Annotated in this window: 16 protein-coding genes and 3 pseudogenes; 12 read left to right on the forward strand and 7 right to left on the reverse strand. The window is 72.4% G+C overall.

Features of this window, described 5'->3' with window-relative positions; translation table 11 throughout:
- The 8 genes and pseudogenes from ACFY7H_RS32735 to ACFY7H_RS32770 form a co-directional block, all read left to right on the forward strand.
- Positions 1 to 1,360: pseudogene (locus tag ACFY7H_RS32735) on the forward strand (hypothetical protein); the annotation flags it as partial.
- A gap of 11 nt (positions 1,361 to 1,371) precedes the next feature.
- Positions 1,372 to 2,232: an immunity 49 family protein gene (locus ACFY7H_RS32740; RefSeq protein ID WP_388945935.1), complete on the forward strand. Its 861-nt coding sequence runs from the start codon at positions 1,372 to 1,374 to the stop codon at positions 2,230 to 2,232.
- A gap of 64 nt (positions 2,233 to 2,296) precedes the next feature.
- A complete protein-coding gene (locus ACFY7H_RS32745) occupies positions 2,297 to 2,680 on the forward strand; it encodes a hypothetical protein (protein WP_388945938.1) in 384 nt (127 codons plus the stop codon).
- Positions 2,681 to 2,731: 51 nt separating this feature from the next.
- Complete coding sequence (locus ACFY7H_RS32750; RefSeq protein ID WP_388945941.1) at positions 2,732 to 3,841, forward strand: hypothetical protein; 1,110 nt, start codon at positions 2,732 to 2,734, stop codon at positions 3,839 to 3,841.
- A pseudogene (locus ACFY7H_RS32755) lies at positions 3,745 to 4,206 on the forward strand (TetR/AcrR family transcriptional regulator); the annotation flags it as partial. The gene ACFY7H_RS32750 and the pseudogene ACFY7H_RS32755, both read left to right, overlap by 97 nt.
- Positions 4,206 to 4,733 (forward strand): hypothetical protein, encoded by a 528-nt coding sequence (locus tag ACFY7H_RS32760; RefSeq protein ID WP_388945944.1) that lies wholly within the window; start codon positions 4,206 to 4,208, stop codon positions 4,731 to 4,733. The pseudogene ACFY7H_RS32755 and the gene ACFY7H_RS32760, both read left to right, overlap by 1 nt.
- A gap of 8 nt (positions 4,734 to 4,741) precedes the next feature.
- Entirely contained in the window at positions 4,742 to 5,590 is an 849-nt protein-coding gene (locus tag ACFY7H_RS32765; RefSeq protein WP_388945949.1) for a pentapeptide repeat-containing protein, read from the forward strand.
- A 33-nt stretch (positions 5,591 to 5,623) separates the two neighbouring features.
- Positions 5,624 to 5,776, forward strand: a pseudogene (locus ACFY7H_RS32770) (hypothetical protein); the annotation flags it as partial.
- A gap of 57 nt (positions 5,777 to 5,833) precedes the next feature.
- On the opposite strand, the gene ACFY7H_RS32775 reads toward ACFY7H_RS32770, so the two are convergent.
- From ACFY7H_RS32775 to ACFY7H_RS32795, 5 genes are all read right to left on the reverse strand, one after another.
- Positions 5,834 to 6,262, reverse strand: coding sequence for a hypothetical protein (locus ACFY7H_RS32775; RefSeq protein ID WP_388946021.1), 429 nt, complete (start codon positions 6,260 to 6,262; stop codon positions 5,834 to 5,836).
- 183 nt (positions 6,263 to 6,445) lie between these two features.
- Entirely contained in the window at positions 6,446 to 6,898 is a 453-nt protein-coding gene (locus ACFY7H_RS32780) for an ATP-binding protein (protein WP_388945952.1), read from the reverse strand.
- Positions 6,899 to 7,280: 382 nt separating this feature from the next.
- Complete coding sequence (locus ACFY7H_RS32785; RefSeq protein WP_388945955.1) at positions 7,281 to 8,195, reverse strand: acyl-CoA dehydrogenase family protein; 915 nt, start codon at positions 8,193 to 8,195, stop codon at positions 7,281 to 7,283.
- Positions 8,196 to 8,201: 6 nt separating this feature from the next.
- Positions 8,202 to 9,356, reverse strand: a complete 1,155-nt coding sequence (locus tag ACFY7H_RS32790) for an acyl-CoA dehydrogenase family protein (RefSeq protein ID WP_388945958.1) — start codon at positions 9,354 to 9,356, stop codon at positions 8,202 to 8,204.
- Positions 9,356 to 10,558 carry an amidohydrolase family protein gene (locus tag ACFY7H_RS32795; RefSeq protein ID WP_388946016.1) on the reverse strand — a complete coding sequence of 401 codons (1,203 nt, stop codon included), beginning with the start codon at positions 10,556 to 10,558 and terminating at the stop codon, positions 9,356 to 9,358. Before ACFY7H_RS32795 ends, ACFY7H_RS32790 begins: the two co-directional genes overlap by 1 nt.
- A 152-nt stretch (positions 10,559 to 10,710) precedes the next feature.
- Here ACFY7H_RS32795 and ACFY7H_RS32800 point away from each other — a divergent pair, with 152 nt between their 5' ends.
- From ACFY7H_RS32800 to ACFY7H_RS32815, 4 genes are all read left to right on the forward strand, one after another.
- Positions 10,711 to 12,306, forward strand: a complete 1,596-nt coding sequence (locus ACFY7H_RS32800) for an AMP-binding protein (RefSeq protein WP_388945961.1) — start codon at positions 10,711 to 10,713, stop codon at positions 12,304 to 12,306.
- Positions 12,307 to 12,575: 269 nt separating this feature from the next.
- Positions 12,576 to 12,869, forward strand: a complete 294-nt coding sequence (locus tag ACFY7H_RS32805; protein ID WP_388945964.1) for a hypothetical protein — start codon at positions 12,576 to 12,578, stop codon at positions 12,867 to 12,869.
- 209 nt (positions 12,870 to 13,078) lie between these two features.
- A complete protein-coding gene (locus ACFY7H_RS32810; protein ID WP_388945968.1) occupies positions 13,079 to 14,533 on the forward strand; it encodes a CHAP domain-containing protein in 1,455 nt (484 codons plus the stop codon).
- 96 nt (positions 14,534 to 14,629) lie between these two features.
- Positions 14,630 to 15,934, forward strand: a complete 1,305-nt coding sequence (locus tag ACFY7H_RS32815; RefSeq protein ID WP_388945971.1) for a transglycosylase family protein — start codon at positions 14,630 to 14,632, stop codon at positions 15,932 to 15,934.
- Positions 15,935 to 15,986: 52 nt separating this feature from the next.
- Here the strand turns inward: ACFY7H_RS32815 and ACFY7H_RS32820 are convergent, their stop codons facing one another.
- On the reverse strand, positions 15,987 to 17,213 hold the full coding sequence (locus ACFY7H_RS32820) for a zf-HC2 domain-containing protein (RefSeq protein WP_388945974.1): 1,227 nt from the start codon (positions 17,211 to 17,213) through the stop codon (positions 15,987 to 15,989).
- The gene (locus tag ACFY7H_RS32825) at positions 17,210 to 17,788 is read right to left on the reverse strand and encodes a sigma-70 family RNA polymerase sigma factor (RefSeq protein ID WP_007265652.1); all 579 of its coding nucleotides are present in this window, start codon (positions 17,786 to 17,788) and stop codon (positions 17,210 to 17,212) included. The genes ACFY7H_RS32820 and ACFY7H_RS32825 overlap by 4 nt, the downstream gene beginning before the upstream one ends.
- Positions 17,789 to 17,794: the final 6 nt, after the last annotated feature.

The raw sequence follows: 17,794 nt of genomic DNA on the forward strand, positions 1-17,794 counted from the left end.
CCTGCCCAAGCAGGACCTCACCACCGTCCCCAAGGGCCCCGACCACCCCCTGGCCGAAATCCCCAAGCGCGAGGAAGTCCCCGCAGGCGTAGGCGCCCGCCCCACGGACATCACCACCCACACCCCCGGCGGAGTCACCACCCACACCCCCGGCGGAGTCACCACCCACACCCCGGGCGGCATCGCGGACAACACCCCGCACAACAGCCACACCGAACCCGGCGGCACCGGCAGCACGCGCACCGACACGCCGACCACGGGCGGCCGTGGCGGTGACGGCGGCGGCATCCCGCACCAGGGCACCGGCGGCGCCATCCCCGACAACCTGGGCCGCGGCAGCGGCAGCGGCATCCCCGACAACCTGGGCCGCGAGCCGGGCCACGGCAGCGGTACCGGCACCGGCAGCCACGGCGGCGACGGCACCGGCGACGGCCCGACCACGCCCGGCCACGGCGAGCGCCCGCCGCTCCCGCCGCACCGCGACAACCCTCACGACTACACGACCGCCGAGCGCAAGCAGATCATGGAGTACCAGGTCCACCGGGCGAACGACCCGACGGACGGGTACCGGCAGCAGTACTACAACAAGCTCGGTCACCGGCTGAGGGTGGTCCCCGACCACACCGGGCTCGTCCCGCCGCAGCTGGTCGAGGTCTCGCCGGGCAAGTGGGTCCCGAAGTCGGAGCTGCCGCCGCCGGTCCCGCCGAACTACCTGGACGACGCCAAGACGGTCACGCACGACCACCCCACGGTCACCAAGGAGATGACCGAGACTCTCGACAAGGCGGCCAAGGAACGCTGGGACGCCATGCAGGCGGACAAGAAGCCGCACACGGCCTACGCGGAAGCCAAGGCGGCACACAAGGCGGCGCCCACCGACGAGACCCTGGCCGCGATGGAAAAGGCCAGGGCCGACCACAAGCCCTTCCACGAGGCCCTGTCGAAGAAGAGCGAGGCGTTCGGCGAGACCATCGCCCGCGAGCACGCGATACCGAAGGAGTTCCCGGGCGCCAAGGAGGAGCCGGTCTACGGGCCGGCCAACGGCAACGACCAGTTCGACCAGGTCTACAAGCACGGCGACCGGTACGTGGTGGTCGAGGCCAAGGGCAACGTCACCACCGAGCTCGGCGAGCGGCGCATCGGCGCCGACCGGGTGTCCCAAGGTACGCGTGCGTACTTCAAGGACATCCTCAAGCAGATGGAGAAGCGCGCCAAGACGGACCCGCGGGAGCAGGCGCTCTTCGACAAGCTCGATGCCGCCTTCCAGGCCGGCAAGATCGATTACGTGGTGGTCAAGGGCGCCGACAACACCGGAACGTACACCGGCCATACGATCCAACGGTTCGACATCAGCAAGTGACAGGGGAAGACATGACGGTCATCGTGGAAAGCCACACCGGCCCCGAACCTGAGAGCGCGGACTGGGTCAGGGGCCAGGACGAGCGGTTGATCGCGAGGATCGAGCACCTCTCCGTGCAGCCGGACACGCTCGACCGGGCTTGGGACAGCGTGGACCTGCACGTACAGTCCCGGACCCTCGTCGATCCGACGGCCGCCGAGCTGATGACCTGGGAGACGGTGGTCGACGCCGCGCAGCTGGGCTCGGCGCTCTTCCGTACGGCGGGTATGACCGAGGGCACGACGCAGTGCCGCATCCACCACGCGATGCGCACCCTGCCCGCGACGGGGCCGAACCACGACGCGCGCGCCTCGGCGTGGCTCCAGGCGTTCTGGTACGCGATCATCACGCGCGACCAGCCGCGCATGACGGAGCTGTGCGAGCTGCCGCTCGACGTCCTGCGGGCCTCGGGCGCGGACCACGACGACTTCCTCTACCACTGGGTCGCCACCCTCCAGGCGTACTGGCTCAAGCGCCCGGAGCTGGTGGAGGAGCTGACGGCCACGTTCGACCGCTCCCACCCCGACATCGCCGTCATCGCGGGCCGCGAGTACGTCCAGCACATCGCGTACCCCCCGATCAACCTCTTCTACAAGTTCCTCCGCAAGGACGAAGAGGGCTTCCAGCAGGCGCTGGTCGAGGCCCTGGAACTCCACAAGCAGTACTGGACGGCCACGCCCGAGCGGGCCGAGGACATCGAGGGCCGGGTGCCGATCGCGATCCTCGCCATCGCCTGCCTCGCCTACGACGGCGGCATCCCCGTCAACGTCGAGTCCCCGTACCTGCCCGAGCACCTGCTGAAGCGCTCCTGGCTCGGCGAGTTCGAGGTCTGATTCGACGGAAAGCAGTGCCGGCTACGCGCGACGGGTATCCGGACCTGTGAGGTACCTCCCGGTCATGGGACCCCAGCAGGTCCTTGGGTGCCTGTGGGCCTCCGATGCCGAGGGCGCGGCCAGCTTCGTGCCACGCGACGCCGCCGACCTGGACGCCTACCGCGCCGGGCTGGTCTGGCCGGACCGTCTGCAGGTGGCATACGACCGGAGGCTGTCTTTGGAGAACCGCGACCGTCTGGGCGCGGCGATCGAGGCGCTCACACCCGAAGACCGGACAGCCGCACACGCCGCCGTGGGGACATTGGACGCCAGGTTCCGGGGCCAGACAGTCGACGACGCCGGGACGGCACTTGCGCTGGCGCTCGGTAAAGCGCAGGAGGATTTCTTGACCGCACCCTGGTACTGGCGTCGCAGGCCGCCCACCCTGCCTTGGGAAGCGCGGGCGTGAGGACCCCTGGCCTACCAAGCCGAGGCCAGGCTTTGCACGAGAGGTATGACCTTGATAGCCAGCACAACCGTCGCACGGTGGACGTGGGGAGATTTCGACGAGGGCACCGACTCGGTCCGTGAGGCCGTTCGGCAGTTCTTCGTGGCACTCAGGATCCTCAACCGACACCGCCTCGGCACCCCGCACGGCGGGCTGTTGTCCGTACAGGTCTGGGAAATGGGCTGCCGCAGCACCTTGCTCCGTGCGGACTTCCCCATCGATCCCTACCTGACCGGTACCGCAACGGAGCCGCAGTTCGCCGAGACCCTGGTGGAGCGGATCAAGCAGGACATCGCCCCCGGCGAGATGTCGGGCGTGGATCTGTACGCCACCTGTGACGGCTACGTGGAAACAGAAGCGGGTCCCACTCCAGTGGAAGGCCTCTTCGCCCTGTCCGCTCACATGGACAACGTGTACTCCCTCGTTGACCTGACCACCTTCTCCGACGCCTGGATGCCGTTCGATCTTCGCGGACGCCCCCAGCAGGCCGTCTTCGCGGCGAACGGGCCCCGCCTCGCCGCTGTCCTCGCGGAGATCGCCGAGGCGCTCGGCCTGGAGACCGACCCTGACGACTCAACCTGGTTCGGCATCCCGACGGAGTCGGGGGTCGAGAACCACTTCCACGACGACGGCTCGCCCTCCGACGCTTGGGGAAGCTTCGAGATCCCCTACCGGAACGCAATCTTCGGCCACACCCCGAGGTTCACCGCCGGGTACGGCCGGCAGGCATCAGGCTCCGTGCGGTACGTGCCCGTCGCCGGATCCACGGAGGTCCTGGGCTACCTGTGGGCGTCCGACGCCGAAGGCGCCGCCAGCTTCGAGCCACGCGACGCCGCCGACCTGGACGCCTACCGCGCCGGGCTGGTCTGGCTGAAACGGCTTCAGGCAGCGTACGACCGGGGGCTGTCCCCGAGCGCGGCCCTCGCCGAGCTGTGCGGGAGCCCCGGTGACCCCGTGGCGGGACGGCCCGAGGCGGACACGGCCGTTGAGACCGGGGAGTTCCGGGAGCTGGCGCTACTGGCCCTCGCGCCATCGCCAAGGAGCTCGACGTCCAGGCACCCGCCCTGTACTGGCACTTCAGGAACAAGCAGGAGCTCCTCGACGAGACGTACCGCCGGATGACCGCCGACGCCGCCCTCCCCCCGGACCTCCCCTGGCAGGACCGCCTCCTCGCCGCCAACCGCGTCCTGCGCGCCCTCACGGGCGCCGGGTTCACGCTCCCCCAGGCCGTCCGCGCCACCACCACGGCCTACCTCTTCACCCTCGGCTTCGTCACCGAGGAACAGGGCGTCGAGCCGCTCCCCGGCGAACGCCGCGAGGGCTACGACGTCGCCGAACGCGCCGAGCACCTCGCCGCCTTCCCCCTGTCCGCCGAGGCCGGAGCCGACCTCTTCCAGGACTACGACCAGGGCTTCGAGGAAGGCCTGCGCCTCGTGGTCGCCGGCATCGAGGCCCGGTACGCCCCCCGCCCCCACGGAGCCGCCTGATGGCCGGGCGCGACTACGGCGTCCTCGTCGCGGCGAAACCGGACCCGGCCGCCCTCGGGCCGGTACTCGACGCCGTCTTCGCCGTCGGCGAGGGCGCCGTCGAGGTCGGGCTCGAGGGGACGGCCGACGGCTGGCGGTGGGACACCCCGGTGCAGTGCGGGATCACGTGGTTCGAGCCCGGGGACATCTCCTGCCAGCTCCTCCTCTACGCCGGCCCGGCCGTCCCGGACCCGCCGTCCGACGAGGCCGTCGGGCGGGCCCTGGCCCGCGGCCTGGGGACGGCGGTGCTGACGGACCACCCGGCAACGCCGTGGCTCTACCGCGTGTTCACCCCCGGCGGCGAGTCCACCTGGGCCGCCATCGAGGACGCCGACGGGATCGACGCCCCCGCCCTCCGCGTCACCGCCACCCAGGCCCGCGTCGACGCCTTCCCCGACGCCGCCGTACGCGGACTGCCCGAGGCCGTACGCAGCGTGCCCTTCGCACCCCGGGCACCGACCCCCGCCTGTGGCGCTGGACCGACCTGATCGGCCGCATGGAGGCCGGGTGGGCGCCGCTGCGCTGGTACGGGGCCGGCATGTACGCGGAGGACCTCGACGCCCGGGACGCGCTGCGCGACCTGGAGGGCGATCCCCGCCTCGAAGCCCTCGACGCCCGCTTCCGGGCCGTGACCGTGGACGACGGCGGCGAGGAGACCGGCGCCGATCCGGCGACCGCGCCCTGGTACCGGCTCCGGCAGCCCGCCGTACTGCCCTGGCGGGTGCTGGCGCCCACCGACCCCGACGCCGCCGACCGGCTGTGGCAGTGGGTCCGTGACGGCGCCTCGGGCGGGGAGGACCTCATGGGCCTCGACTTCGGCGGGGCGGTCCTGGACGGCGCCGACCTCACCGGGTCCTGGGCCTACGACGCCCGGCTCACCGGCGCCCGCCTGGTCGGAACCTGCTTCTACCGCGCCCACCTCAAGGGAGCCGACCTCAGCGGCGCCGATGCCACCGGCGCCTGCTTCGTACGGGCCGACCTGGACGAAACCGTCCTGCGCGGCACCGTCCTCGACGGCGCCGACCTCGCCCGGGCCGAGCTGTACGGCGCCGACGCGCGCGGCGCGAGCCTGCGCGGCGCCCGCATCCTGGGCGCGGTCCTGCTGGGGACCGACCTGCGCGGGGCGGACCTCAGCGGCGCGGTGCTCCAGGAGAACGGCTTCAAGGTGGTGCTGGACGACAGCACCCTCGTGGCGGGCCTGACGGGAACCGTCTTCGGCCCGGCGGAACACATCGCCCAGGACGGCACCCGCACCACCCTCGCCGGGGCGGCCCTGGAGGACTGGCTCGCCGCACGCGGAGGAGCCGTACGCGTCATCCCACCCCGCCGGCGGCCCCAGCACTGATCCGCATCCTCGTCCCCCGGCATGAGCTGCCCGATGGTCTGCGAAGCCGTGCCGAGGAGCTCGACCAGAGCACCGCAGAGGACATCCGGCGGCTGGAGTCGTCGCGGGCGGGCCCTCGGCCCCCTAGCCATGGCCTGCCTGGCCCGCGACGCGGGATTCCCCCTGACCGTCGAGTCCGAGTACCTGCCGAAGCACCTCGTCGCGCGCAGCCGGGTCGGCGAGTTCGACACCCTGAGTACGGAGTCAGGCTCCGGGGAAGCGCAGGAGGCCCGAAGCCGCGTCCGCGGTGATCGGCTCCGGGGTGATGTCCTCGTAGAAGCGCAGGGTGCCGAGTGGGGCGTCCGGGGTGGTGAGGTGCGGGGTCAGGGCCGTGAGGAGGGCTTCCGCGTCCGGGAGGCACTCGGCGTGGATCTCCTGGCGGGCCGTGAGGGTCCAGCCGTGCGGGGTCCGGGTGAGGCCTGCGGAGCAGGTGCCGCCCACGCGGTACGCCGGGCCGCGCTCCGCCAGCACCCTGAAGGGCGGGGGCACGTACTCGTCCTCGTCGACGTCACCGTCGTCGTACGCGTCATCCTCGGGATACGGCGCCATGTGGTCACGTATCAGCGCGAGCACCGGCTCCGGTGTGGAGTCGTCCAGCTCCAGCGCCAGTTCGAGGGCGTACAGGTCGGCCATGCGGCCGAGCCTACGTGCAGGAGACCTGCGGGTGGCGGCGTGCGGTCGTGCGCGCCCCGAGCGCGGCACGGCAGCCGCCACCCCACGACCCGCACTCGTCAAGGCACAGGACCCTTGGCGTCCCCTCGCGACGAATCGCTCACCACCAGGGTGATCAACGGGTGACGAGCCGTCAACACCTCGTTAGAGGTACACGCTCGGTTCCCGCGTCCGCCCACAATTTCTCGGAGCCCCGTCCGCGGCCTCCGCCGCCGCCCGGTCGATCTCGCACCAGATGCGTTTGCCCGCGCCCTCGCGCTGCCAGCCCCACCGGTCCGCGAGGCCGTCCACCAGCTCCAGGCCGCGCCCGCCGGTGTCCTCACCGCCCGCCTGCCGCCGGGCCGGGGCGCGGTCGCTGGCGTCGGCCACCTCGACCCGCACCCCCGGTCCCCCGAACAGCATCCGCAGCACGGCCGGGCAGCCCGTGTGCACGACCGCGTTCGTGACCAGCTCGGAGATCAGCAGGATCAGCGTCTCGGCGAGCGGCTCGTCGTCCCCTATTCCGGACCCCGCCAGCCGGGACCGCGCCCACCGGCGGGCCCGGCCGACCTCGGCCGGGTCCGGTCCTACCTCCAGCTGCACCTGAAGCACCTGCACCGCTCACACCATCCGACCCGGCGGACACTTCGCCTCGCGACAGGACGGGATCACCAGCCGTGACCCCCTTGCCCAGCAGCATGGTTGACATACAGTCACCACAACAAGCGCTTCGGGCATATTCCAGCGCGAAGGAGTAGGCGTGGTGCATACTGTGCGACGCTCGCGCCGCTCAACCGCTCGCATCGTCGGAGCGTACCGTGGCACGCCCCTGCCTCCGGGCCGCATCGAGCTGGGCGAAGGACACAAACCGATATCAACTCTCTGTAATCGGACGAGTGTCCCGCACCGTCCTTCCCGTGCCCTTCCGTACCCCTCCCGCGGCGTCTCGTAACACGCCCTGTAACGCGTCCCGCAACGCACTGCCACCGTCCCGGACCGCTCACCCCGCGGCGTCCGGCGACACCGCCTCCGCCAGCAGCGCCTCCGCCAGCAGTTCCTCCGCCCGGTCCGCCGTGCGCCACTGCTCCGCCCGCACCCAGGCCCGCTTCAGGTGCAGGTGCACGTCCGCCTCCCACGTGAAGCCCATCCCGCCGTGCACCTGGAGGCAGTCCCGCGCCCCCCGCACCGCCGCCGCGTCCGCGAGCAGCTTGGCGGCGGCGGTCTCGGCGGGGTCGCCCGTCACCGCCGCCGCGTAGACCGCCGTACGGGCCACCTCGGCCCGTACCAGCATCCGCGAGCACAGGTGCTTGACGGCCTGGAAGCCCCCGATGGGCTGCCCGAACTGCTCGCGCTGCCCCGCGTACCGCACCGCCAGCTCCACCGTCCGCAGCGCGCTCCCGACCTGGAGCGCCGCCGTCAGCAGCGCCCCGGTGTCGCGGAATCCGACGGGGAGCACCCCGTCGGCCCGCCACAGCGGGGTCAGCGGGTCCGCCGAGCGCACCGGCACCCCCACCGGCACCTGCGGCATGCCCAGCACGGCGTCGGCCTCCCCCAGGTGCGCCACCAGCGGCCCGTCCAGGTCGAACGCGGTCACCACCGCCTCCCCCGAAGCCGCCCCCGGCACCACTCCGGCGGCCAGGTGGGTGGCGACCAGCGGCCCCGGCAGCAGCACCCGCCCCGCCTCCTCGAAGACCAGCACCGCCTCCGGCAGGCCGAGCCCCACCCCGCCCTCGGACTCCGGCAGCCGGAGCGAGAAGAACCCCGCCCCGCCCAGCTCCCGCCACAGCCCGCGGTCGACCGGCACCGGCGCCCCGTCCACGGCCGACCGCAGCGCCTCGCGCCCGAACCGTCCGGCGAGGAGGTCCCGGATGCCTGCCCGCACGTCCCGCTGGTCCTGAGTCAGCCGGAAGTCCAAGGCCGCTCACCGCCCCTTCGGCAGGCCGAGGATCCGCTCGGCCACGATGTTGTGCTGGATCTCGGTGGTGCCCGCCGCGATGGTGTACGACAGCGAGGACAGCCGCTCCGCCGTCCACTCCGCCTCCAGGGACAGGGATTCCGCTCCCAGGACCGCCGCGGCCGCCTCGTACAGCTCCTGCCGCGCGTGCGAGTACGCCAGCTTGAAGACGCTGCCGCCCACGCCCGGGACGCCGCCCGAGCGCTGTGACTCGCTGACGTTCCACTGCGTCAGCCTCCACAGGGCCCCGAATTCCCCGTGGAGCCGTCCGAGGGTGCGGCGTACGACGGGATCGTCCCAGCGCCCGTTCTCCTTCGCGGCCCGGGCCAGCCGGGACAGGGTCCGCCGGCAGGCGACGACCTCGCCGACGAAGGCGGTGCCGCGCTCGAAGGACAGGGTCAGCATCGTGACCCGCCAGCCGTCGTTCTCGGCGCCGACCCGGTTCTCCACCGGCACCCGCACCTCGTCCAGGAACACCTCCGCGAACTCCGCCGACCCGGCGAGGGTGCGCAGCGGCCGCACCGTGACGCCGGGCGCGTCCATCGGCATCGCCAGCCAGGAGATCCCCCGGTGCCGGGGCGCCGCCGGGTCGGTGCGCACCAGCAGTTCGCACCAGTCGGCGATCTCGGCGTGCGAGGTCCAGATCTTGGAGCCGGTCACGACGTACGCGTCCCCGTCGCGCACCGCCCGCGTGCGCAGGGAGGCCAGGTCGGATCCGGCGCCGGGCTCGCTGAAGCCCTGGCACCACACCTCGTCCCCGCGCAGTACCGGCGGCAGCCAGCGCGCCCGCTGCCCGGGGGTGCCCTCGGCGGCGATGGTCGGACCCGCGTGCAGCAGGCCGACGAAGTTCGCGCCGACGTACGGGGCCCCCGCGCGCTCGGTCTCCTCCAGGAAGAGCAGGTGCTGGGTCGGGGTGGCGCCGCGTCCGCCGGCGTCGACGGGCCAGTGCAGGCCCGCGTACCCGGCGTCGTACAGCCTGCGCTGCCAGCCCAGGTCGTACGCGCGCCGGCCGGGCCAGTCGTCGGGGGAGGGCCTGGCGGGCAGTTCGGGGAGCACCTTGGCGAGCCATGCGCGCAGCCGGGCCCGGAACTCCCGTTCCTCCTCGGTGTGGGCGAGGTCCATCAGCGGTCCTGGTCGAAGGACAGGCCGAGCATGCGGATGGCGTTGCCGCGCATCAGCTTGTAGACGGTTTCCTCGTCGAGGTCCTTGACGTGGTCCAGGGCGACCTCCTTGGTGTGCGGGAAGGTCGAGTCGACGTGCGGGTAGTCGGTCTCGAAGGTGGCGTTGTCGCGGCCGACGACGTCGAGCGAGGCGATGCCGTGCTTGTCGCGGAAGAAACAGCAGTAGATCTGCCGGTAGTAGTAGGTGGACGGCGGCTCGGGGATGAGGTCGCGCACCCCGCCCCAGGCGCGGTGCTCCTGCCAGACGTCGTCCGCGCGCTCCAGCGCGTACGGGATCCAGCCCATCTGGCCCTCGCTGTAGGCCAGCTTCAGCGCCGGGAACCTCACGAGGACGCCGCTGAAGAGGAAGTCCATCATCGAGGCCATGGCGTTGTTGAAGCTCAGCGCCGCCTGGACGGCGGGCGGGGCGTCGGGGGAGGCGGCGGGCATCTGGGACGAGGACCCGATGTGCATGTTCACGACCGTGCCGGTCTCCTGGCAGACGGCGAAGAAGGGGTCCCAGTACCCGGAGTGGATGGACGGCAGCCCCAGGTGGGTGGGAATCTCGGAGAAGGTGACGGCCCTGACCCCGCGGGCGGCGTTGCGGCGGACCTCGGCGACGGCGAGCCCGATGTCCCAGAGCGGGATGATGCACAGCGGGATCAGCCGGCCGCCGCTGTCCCCGCACCATTCCCCGACCATCCAGTCGTTGTACGCGCGGACGCAGGCGAGGGCCACTTCCTTGTCCTTGGCCTCGGCGAAGGTCTGACCGCAGAAGCGGGGGAAGGTCGGGAAGCACAGGGAGGCCTCGACGTGGTTGAGGTCCATGTCGAGGAGCCGCGCGCCGGGGTCCCAGCAGCCGCGCCGCATCTCCTGGCGGGTGATGCCCTCCAGGGTCATGTCGTCGCGGTCGAAGCCGACGGCGGCGATGTTGCGCTTGTACGGGAACTTGAGGTCCTCGTAGATCCACCAGTCGGTCGGCGGGCCGTCGGGGTCCATGGAGATGACGTACTTGCCGCCGGTGTACTCCAGCTCGCCGATCCCGGCGGTGAGGGCCTTGGGTCCGCGGTCGCGGTACTTGGCGGGCAGCCACACGTCGAAGAGGTGGGCGGGCTCGATCACGTGGTCGTCGACGCTGATGATCCGAGGCAGTTCCAGGGCCATGCGCTCGCGCTCCTTCACCCAAATCTGATGCATCGTCAGAAACAAGCTAGCCCCGCCACCCCTGGACCGACAAGCGGCGGCGCCCTACGCTCTGCCCTTGATCTGACTTACCGTCAGCTCTGGTGGGGCGGCACGCCCAGGGGAGGTCCGGGATGACGACGGAAACGACCACGGAGACGGCCGGGGAAACGGCGGCGCGGGCGGCCGTCGCCGTCGAGCTCAGCCGGTCCGCGACCCTGTGGGAGCTGATCGCCCGCCGGGCCGGCCTCACCCCCGCCGCCCCGGCCCTCGTCGAGGCCGCCGAGGACCCCGCCGCCGACCGCACGCTCACCTTCGGCGCCCTGCGCGAGCGCGCAGAACGCGTCGCCGCCGGCCTGTACGGCATGGGCGTGCGCCCCGGCACGGTCATCGCCTGGCAGCTGCCGACCCGCATCGAGACCGTCCTGCTCTCGGCCGCCCTCGCCCGCCTCGGCGCCGTCCAGTCCCCCGTGATCCCCTTCTACCGCGACCGCGAGGTCGGCTTCGCGCTGCGCGAGTCCAAGGCGGAGTTCTTCGCCGTACCCGGCTTCTGGCGCGGCTTCGACCACACCGCGATGGCCCACCGGCTCGGCGCGCGCGGGGTCTTCGAGGCGTACGGCAGCCTCCCCGACGGCGACCCGGCCGTACTGCCCCCGCCGCCCGCCGACGGCACCACCGTGCGCTGGATCTACTGGACCTCCGGCACCACCTCCGACCCCAAGGGCGTCCTGCACACCGACCGCTCCCTGATCGCCGGCGGCTCCTGCCTCGCCCACGCCCTGTGCCCCACCGCGGCCGACGTCGGCTCGATGGCCTTCCCGTACGCGCACATAGGAGGCCCGGACTACCTGGTGATGCTGCTGCTGTACGGCTTCCCGGCGGTGCTCTTCGAGAGGTTCGCGATGCCGGACGCGCTGGAGGGCTACCGCCGCCACGGGGTCACCATCGCCGGCGGCTCCACCGCCTTCTACTCCATGTTCCTCGCCGAGCAGCGCAAGGACCCCGCCACCCCGCTCCTGCCCCGCCTGCGGCTGCTGGCGGGCGGCGGAGCCCCCAAGCCCCCCGAGATCTACCACGCGGTGGTCCGCGAGCTGGGCTGCCGGCTCGCCCACGGCTACGGCATGACCGAGGTCCCGATGATCACCATGGGGTCCCCGGACGACACCCCGGAGAACCTCGCCACCACCGAGGGGCGTCCCCCACAGGGCATGTCCATCCGCATCACCGCCCCCGACGGCACCGTCCTGCCCGCCGGCACCGACGGTGAGGTGCGGCTGCGCGGCGAGGCGGTCTGCCAGGGCTACCTGAACCGGCCGGACACCGGCGAGGAAGTCTTCGACGCCGACGGCTACCTGATCACCGGCGACCTGGGCCACCTCACCCCTTCCGGCCACCTCGTCCTCACGGGACGCGGCAAGGACGTGATCATCCGCAAGGGGGAGAACATCTCCGCGAAGGAGATCGAGGACCTCCTCCACCAACTCCCCGGCGTCGGTGACGTCGCCGTCATCGGCCTGCCGGACGAGGAGCGCGGCGAACGCGTCTGCGCCGTCGTCGAGCAGCCGCACGGGGCCGCGCCGCTCACCCTGCCGCAGGTCACGGCGTACCTGCGCACGCAGGGACTCGCCCCGCACAAGCTCCCCGAGCAGCTGGAACTGGTCGACGCGCTGCCCCGCAACGACGCCCTGCGCAAGGTGCTGAAGTACCGGCTGCGCGAGCGGTACGCCTGACCGCGGCGCGGCTGCTGGCACCAAGGTGTCAGGCCCCTTGGTGCCGGTCCGGAAACCTTCCCCGGGGGTTCCAGGCCGAGCAGGATGGTGATCACCGGAACGGCGGCGGGAACGAAACCCGAAGCCGGGGCCACCAGGGGCAACACGCCTCCCCGGCCCGGACATCCGCCGTCCGGATCCACCGGAAACCATCGTCAGCCAGGGGGCACCGCCATGTCGAAAACCACTCCGAGTACCGCCGCCGCCATCCGCGCGGACCGCACCATCGGGTGGGACTGACCGGCATGCTCCTCGTCCGGCTCCCCCTCGTCAGCCACACCGGGGCACCCGGTACGGACAGCGGGGCGAGCCTGCTCCAGGACGCACTCTGGGCCCACGCCGGCCCGCAGCACGCCCTCGAGCACGTACGGGTGCGCCCCCTGCCGGAGGGGATGAGCGTGGCCCTCTTCGTCCGGGCCGAGAACGACACCCAGGCCCATGAGAAGGCCCGCGCCCTGCTCACCACCGTCCTCGGGACGGGTGCGGCCCGCCACTACTCACTGGGCCCGCTGATCCCGAACTGACCGGCCCCCACAGCCTTCACCGCCGCTCCGACCGCTGCTCCTGCAGGGCAGCTGTCACCCGCGGCGACCGGCCACCGCGCCCCGCCCTCCCCCGTCCCCGGGACTCACGGCGACGGCGCGGCCCGGCCCGATCCACTCCGCGGCACCGCCGCACACACACTTCCCCGGCCCTGACGCCTCGGGCCGCCATGTCCTCTTGGAGACACACCATGACCTCGCGCCGCTCCTCCCGCATGCTCACCACCGCCCTCACCACCTTCGTGGCCGCCCCGATGCTGGCCGTCGCCCTGCCCGCGGTGACGGCGCACGCAGAGTCCCAGACGGTCGCCTCGATCGCCCGCAACGAGGTCGGCGGCACGTGCGGCGACTACAACTGCCAGTACCCGACCGCCTGGTGCGCCGAGTTCACCAGATGGGTGTGGAACAAGGCCGGTGCGAACACCTCGGGCATCAGCGCCGCCGCGGTGAGCATCTACCAGTACGGCAAGAACAAGGGGACGCTGCACAGCACCCCGCAGGTCGGTGACGCGGTCCTCTACGACCGGGACGGCAACCTGAACGACGGTGAGGCCGACCACGTCAACATCGTCGTCGCGGTGTCCGGTGACGACATCCAGACGGTCGGCGGCAACGAGAGCGGCGGCGTGCGCTTCCGCAGCTGGTTCAACTGGAAGACCAACTCCAGCCCGGTGGGCGCCGGCCGGGCGCTGGCCTTCGTCGGCCCCTCGGGCCTGCCCGAGACCTCCACGGCTCCGGTGAGCAAGGCCGGCGACATCTTCCACGCCACCCGCCTGTCCGACGGCAGCTGGGAGGGCTTCGCACCGCTGAACGGCTTCGGCGGCGCGGCGTTCTTCAACGCCTCGCAGGAATCGATCGCCGCGACCCCGGACGGCTCCACGCAGACCCTGGCGACCGGCAATGACGGCAAGCTCTACCACACGGCCCGTTACGCGGACCGTTCCTGGACGGGCTGGTCCCCGCTCGGCGGATACGACGGCGCCGCCGGCTTCATCGCCAAGGACCAGGCCATCACGGGTATGGCCAGCGGTGACGCCCAGGTCATGGCCATCGGCAACGACGGCCGCATCTACCACAACGCCCGCTTCGTCAACGGCACCTGGCAGGGCTGGTCCCCCGTCGGCGCCTGGCAGGCCAAGAAGATCGCCACCGCCGGCCTCGCCGACGGCAGCATGCAGACCCTCATCGTCGGCAACGACGGCAACCTCTACCACGCCATCCGCGCCACCGACGGCACCTGGACCGGCTGGAACGCCGTCGCCGGCCTCGGCACCGCCCCCACCTTCCAGGCCGGCCAGATCGCCATCGCAGGCCTCCCCAACGGCGACACCCAGCTCCTCGCCACCGGCAACGACGGCCTCGTCTACCACAACGTCCGCCTCGCCAACGGCACCTGGCAGGGCTGGTCCAAGGTCGACGGCTACGGCGGCGCCCCCAGCTTCGCCGCCACCAGCCTCGCCATCACCGGCATGCCCAACGGCGACACCCAGATGCTCGCCGTCGGCAACGACGGCAAGACCTACCACGCCGCCCGCTACGCCGCCGGCAACTGGCAGGGCTGGTGGGCCACCGGAATGGGCGCCCAGAAGGTCGCCATCGCCGGCCTCTCCGACGGCAGCGCCCAGATGCTCGCCACCCGCAACTGAGCACAGGGGCCGGCCCACCCCCACCGGTGGGCCGGCCCCCGCCGCGCCGCCCGCGCTCCCGCCCTTCCCACCCGCAGCAGAGAGAGACCCTTCGCGATGTCCCGCAACGCCCGCCGCCCCCGCCTCGCCGTCATCACCGCCACCGCGCTCGCAGCCATCGCCCTGTCGACGGTCGGAGCCGGCTCCGCGCAGGCCGCCTCGGTCGCCACCTGGGACAAGGTCGCGCAGTGCGAGAGCACCGGCAACTGGAGCATCAACACCGGCAACGGCTACTACGGCGGCCTCCAGATACTGAAGAGCACCTGGGACGGCTTCGGCGGACGGGCCTACGCGGCCTACCCCCACCAGGCCACCAAGCAGCAGCAGATCCTGATCGCGGAGAAGATCCTCGCCGGCCAGGGCGCCGGAGCCTGGGGCGGCTGCGGCTCGGCCGCGGGCCTGGCCTACGACCACGCCGACCCGTACCCGGGCGACACCGCCGCGCCGGCACCGGTCAGCAAGGCCGGCGACGTGTACCACGCCAGCCGTATGACCGACGGGAGCTGGACCTCGTTCCAGCCGCTGAACGGTTACGGCGGCGCGGCCTTCTTCAACGCCTCGCAGGAATCGATCGCGGCGACCCCGGACGGATCGACGCAGACCCTGGCGACCGGCAGCGACGGGAACCTTTACCACACGGCCCGTTACAGCAACGGCACGTGGACCGCCTGGGCGCCCCTGCCCGGCTACGGCGGTGCGGCGGCGTTCGGCGCGAAGGACCAGGCGATCACGGGCATGGGCAGCGGTGACGCCCACGTCATGGCCATCGGCAACGACAGCAAGATCTACCAGAACACCCGCTTCAAGAACGGCACCTGGGCCGGCTGGACCCCCGTCGGCGCCTGGCAGGCCAAGAAGATCGCCACCGCCGGCCTGCCCGACGGCAGCACCCAGACCCTCATCGTCGGCAACGACGGCAACCTCTACCACGCCACCCGCTCCGTCGAGGGGACCTGGACCGGCTGGAACGCCGTCGCCGGCCTCGGCACCGCCCCCACCTTCCAGGCCGGCCAGATCGCCATCGCAGGCCTCCCCAACGGCGACACCCAGCTCCTCGCCACCGGCAACGACGGCCTCGTCTACCACAACGTCCGCCTCGCCAACGGCACCTGGCAGGGCTGGTCCAAGGTCGACGGCTACGGCGGCGCCCCCAGCTTCGCCGCCACCAGCCTCGCCATCACCGGCATGCCCAACGGCGACACCCAGATGCTCGCCGTCGGCAACGACGGCAAGACCTACCACGCCGCCCGCTACGCCGCCGGCAACTGGCAGGGCTGGTGGGCCACCGGGATGGGCGCCCAGAAGGTCGCCATCGCCGGCCTCTCCGACGGCAGCGCCCAGATGCTCGCCACCCGCAACTGATCCCACCACCCCGTACGCGGCTCCGCTCCCACGGAGCCGCGTACGCGTGCTCCTACAGCCGGCTCAGGGACGCCGCGGCGAACAGCACGTCGCGGATCGCCTCACGGTCGCCGGTCTGGCCGACGGCGGCCTCCTCCGGGGAGATGTGCCCGGCGGTGAGCTGGCAGAACTCCAGGCCGTCCAGCGCGACTTCCGCCACCGTGTGCTCCCGCGACGGCTTGGCCGCCGGGGAGTCCAGGGCGATGTCCCAGGCGCCGCCGCCCGCGCCCTCGATCTCCAGGTGCAGGGTCCGCCCCGGAGCACCCGCCGCGACGAGGCCGCGCGCCGGTGCCGCCAGTCCCGAGCGGCGCCGGCCCGCCAGGGCGCCGGGCAGCAGCCGCGCCGCGAGGTCGATCATCCGGTGCAGGTTCGGCCCCGACGGCGGCTCGTACGGGTAGTCCACCGCCTCCGCGATGTCCCAGGCGTGCACCCAGCACTCGAAGGCCCGCTCCAGGAAGGCGTCACCCAGCGGCAGGGCGAAACCCCCGTAGTCCACGGCCAGTTCGGCCACGCCCCGGCCGGCGAAGGACACGGTACGGACCAGCGTGTGCCCCTGGGACCGCCACGGTTCGCGGACCTGCCGGGTGACGGGGTAGGGGGAGGAGTTCCAGAAGTGCTCGGTGCGGTCCGTGGGGCCCACCGGCGGCGCCTGGGGACCGAGCGGGTCGTCCAGCCCCAGCGCGGTGGCGATCAGCCCGTCCACCGTGAGCAGGTGCCCGATCACCCCGGCGACGGTGGTGCGGTGCGAGCGCCGGCGTTCCTCCTCGAACCACTTCAACCGCACCGGGGTGTGCCACTCCGAGTCGCCGAAGTCCCGCAGCAGCGCGTCGAGGCGCGCCGTCTCGGTGTCGTACGGGGCCGCCCACGCCGGTACGGGAATGCGGGCGGGGCGCTTGCCCAGGCAGTCCTCCAGCACGCGTGAACGCAGCAGCGGTTTGAGGTCGAGGCTCTCCTCGGGGTGCAGCAGACCCACGGCGTCGCGCAGCCGCAGCGCCTCCTCGGCACAGGGCGCGCACTCGGTGAGGTGGTCCTCGACGGCCTGGGTCTCCTCGGTGGAGCAGGCGGCGAGCGCCCACGCGCCGAGCAGGGACTTCAGTACGGCGTGGGAGGGCGGTGCGGGCGGCAGCGCCTCGGGGGCGTTCAGGTCGTCACCGGCCGCGCGGGGACCCGGTATCCGTGCGCGACCGCCCGTCTGCCGCTCGTAGGCGTCGTCGGGGGTGTCTTCGGAAGGTCCGGTCATCGGGGAGTTCCGTATCCGCGTGGGCCGTATCCGGGCGGGGCGGTGTCCTCCCGGGGGAGGACGTTGGCGGTCGACAGCAGCTGGAGGCCGAGCCGCAGCCTGCGCCGGGCCTCGTCCTCGCTGATCTGCAGGTCGGCGGCGGCCTGACGGTAGTCGCGGCGCTTGAAGTACGCCAGCTCCAGGGCGGCCCGCAGCGGCGCGGGCATGGACGTGACGATGTAGTCCGCACGGGCGGCCGCGTTGGCGCTGCGCACCTTCTGTTCGAGTTCCTCGCGCGAGCCCCGGCCCAGTTCGGCCTGGCGCAGCCGGGCGACGGCCTGGCCCTGGGTGATCCGGGCGACCCAGGAGCGCATCGAGCCCTGCTTGGGGTCGTAGGCGTCCGGGTTCTCCCAGATGTAGCCGAAGACCTCGCGGGTGATCCGGTCCGCGGCCTTCTCGTCGCCGAGGACGCGGTGGGCCAGGCTGTGGACCAGCGAGGCGAAGCGGTCGTAGAGCTCCCCCAGCGCGGCGGCCTCACCGCGGGCGAGGCGCTGCTGCATGCGACGGTCCCAGCGCGGTGGAACGTCCTTCGCCATCATGCC

It is taken from the genome of Streptomyces sp. NPDC012794 (assembly GCF_042901085.1).
GTDB lineage: Bacteria > Actinomycetota > Actinomycetes > Streptomycetales > Streptomycetaceae > Streptomyces.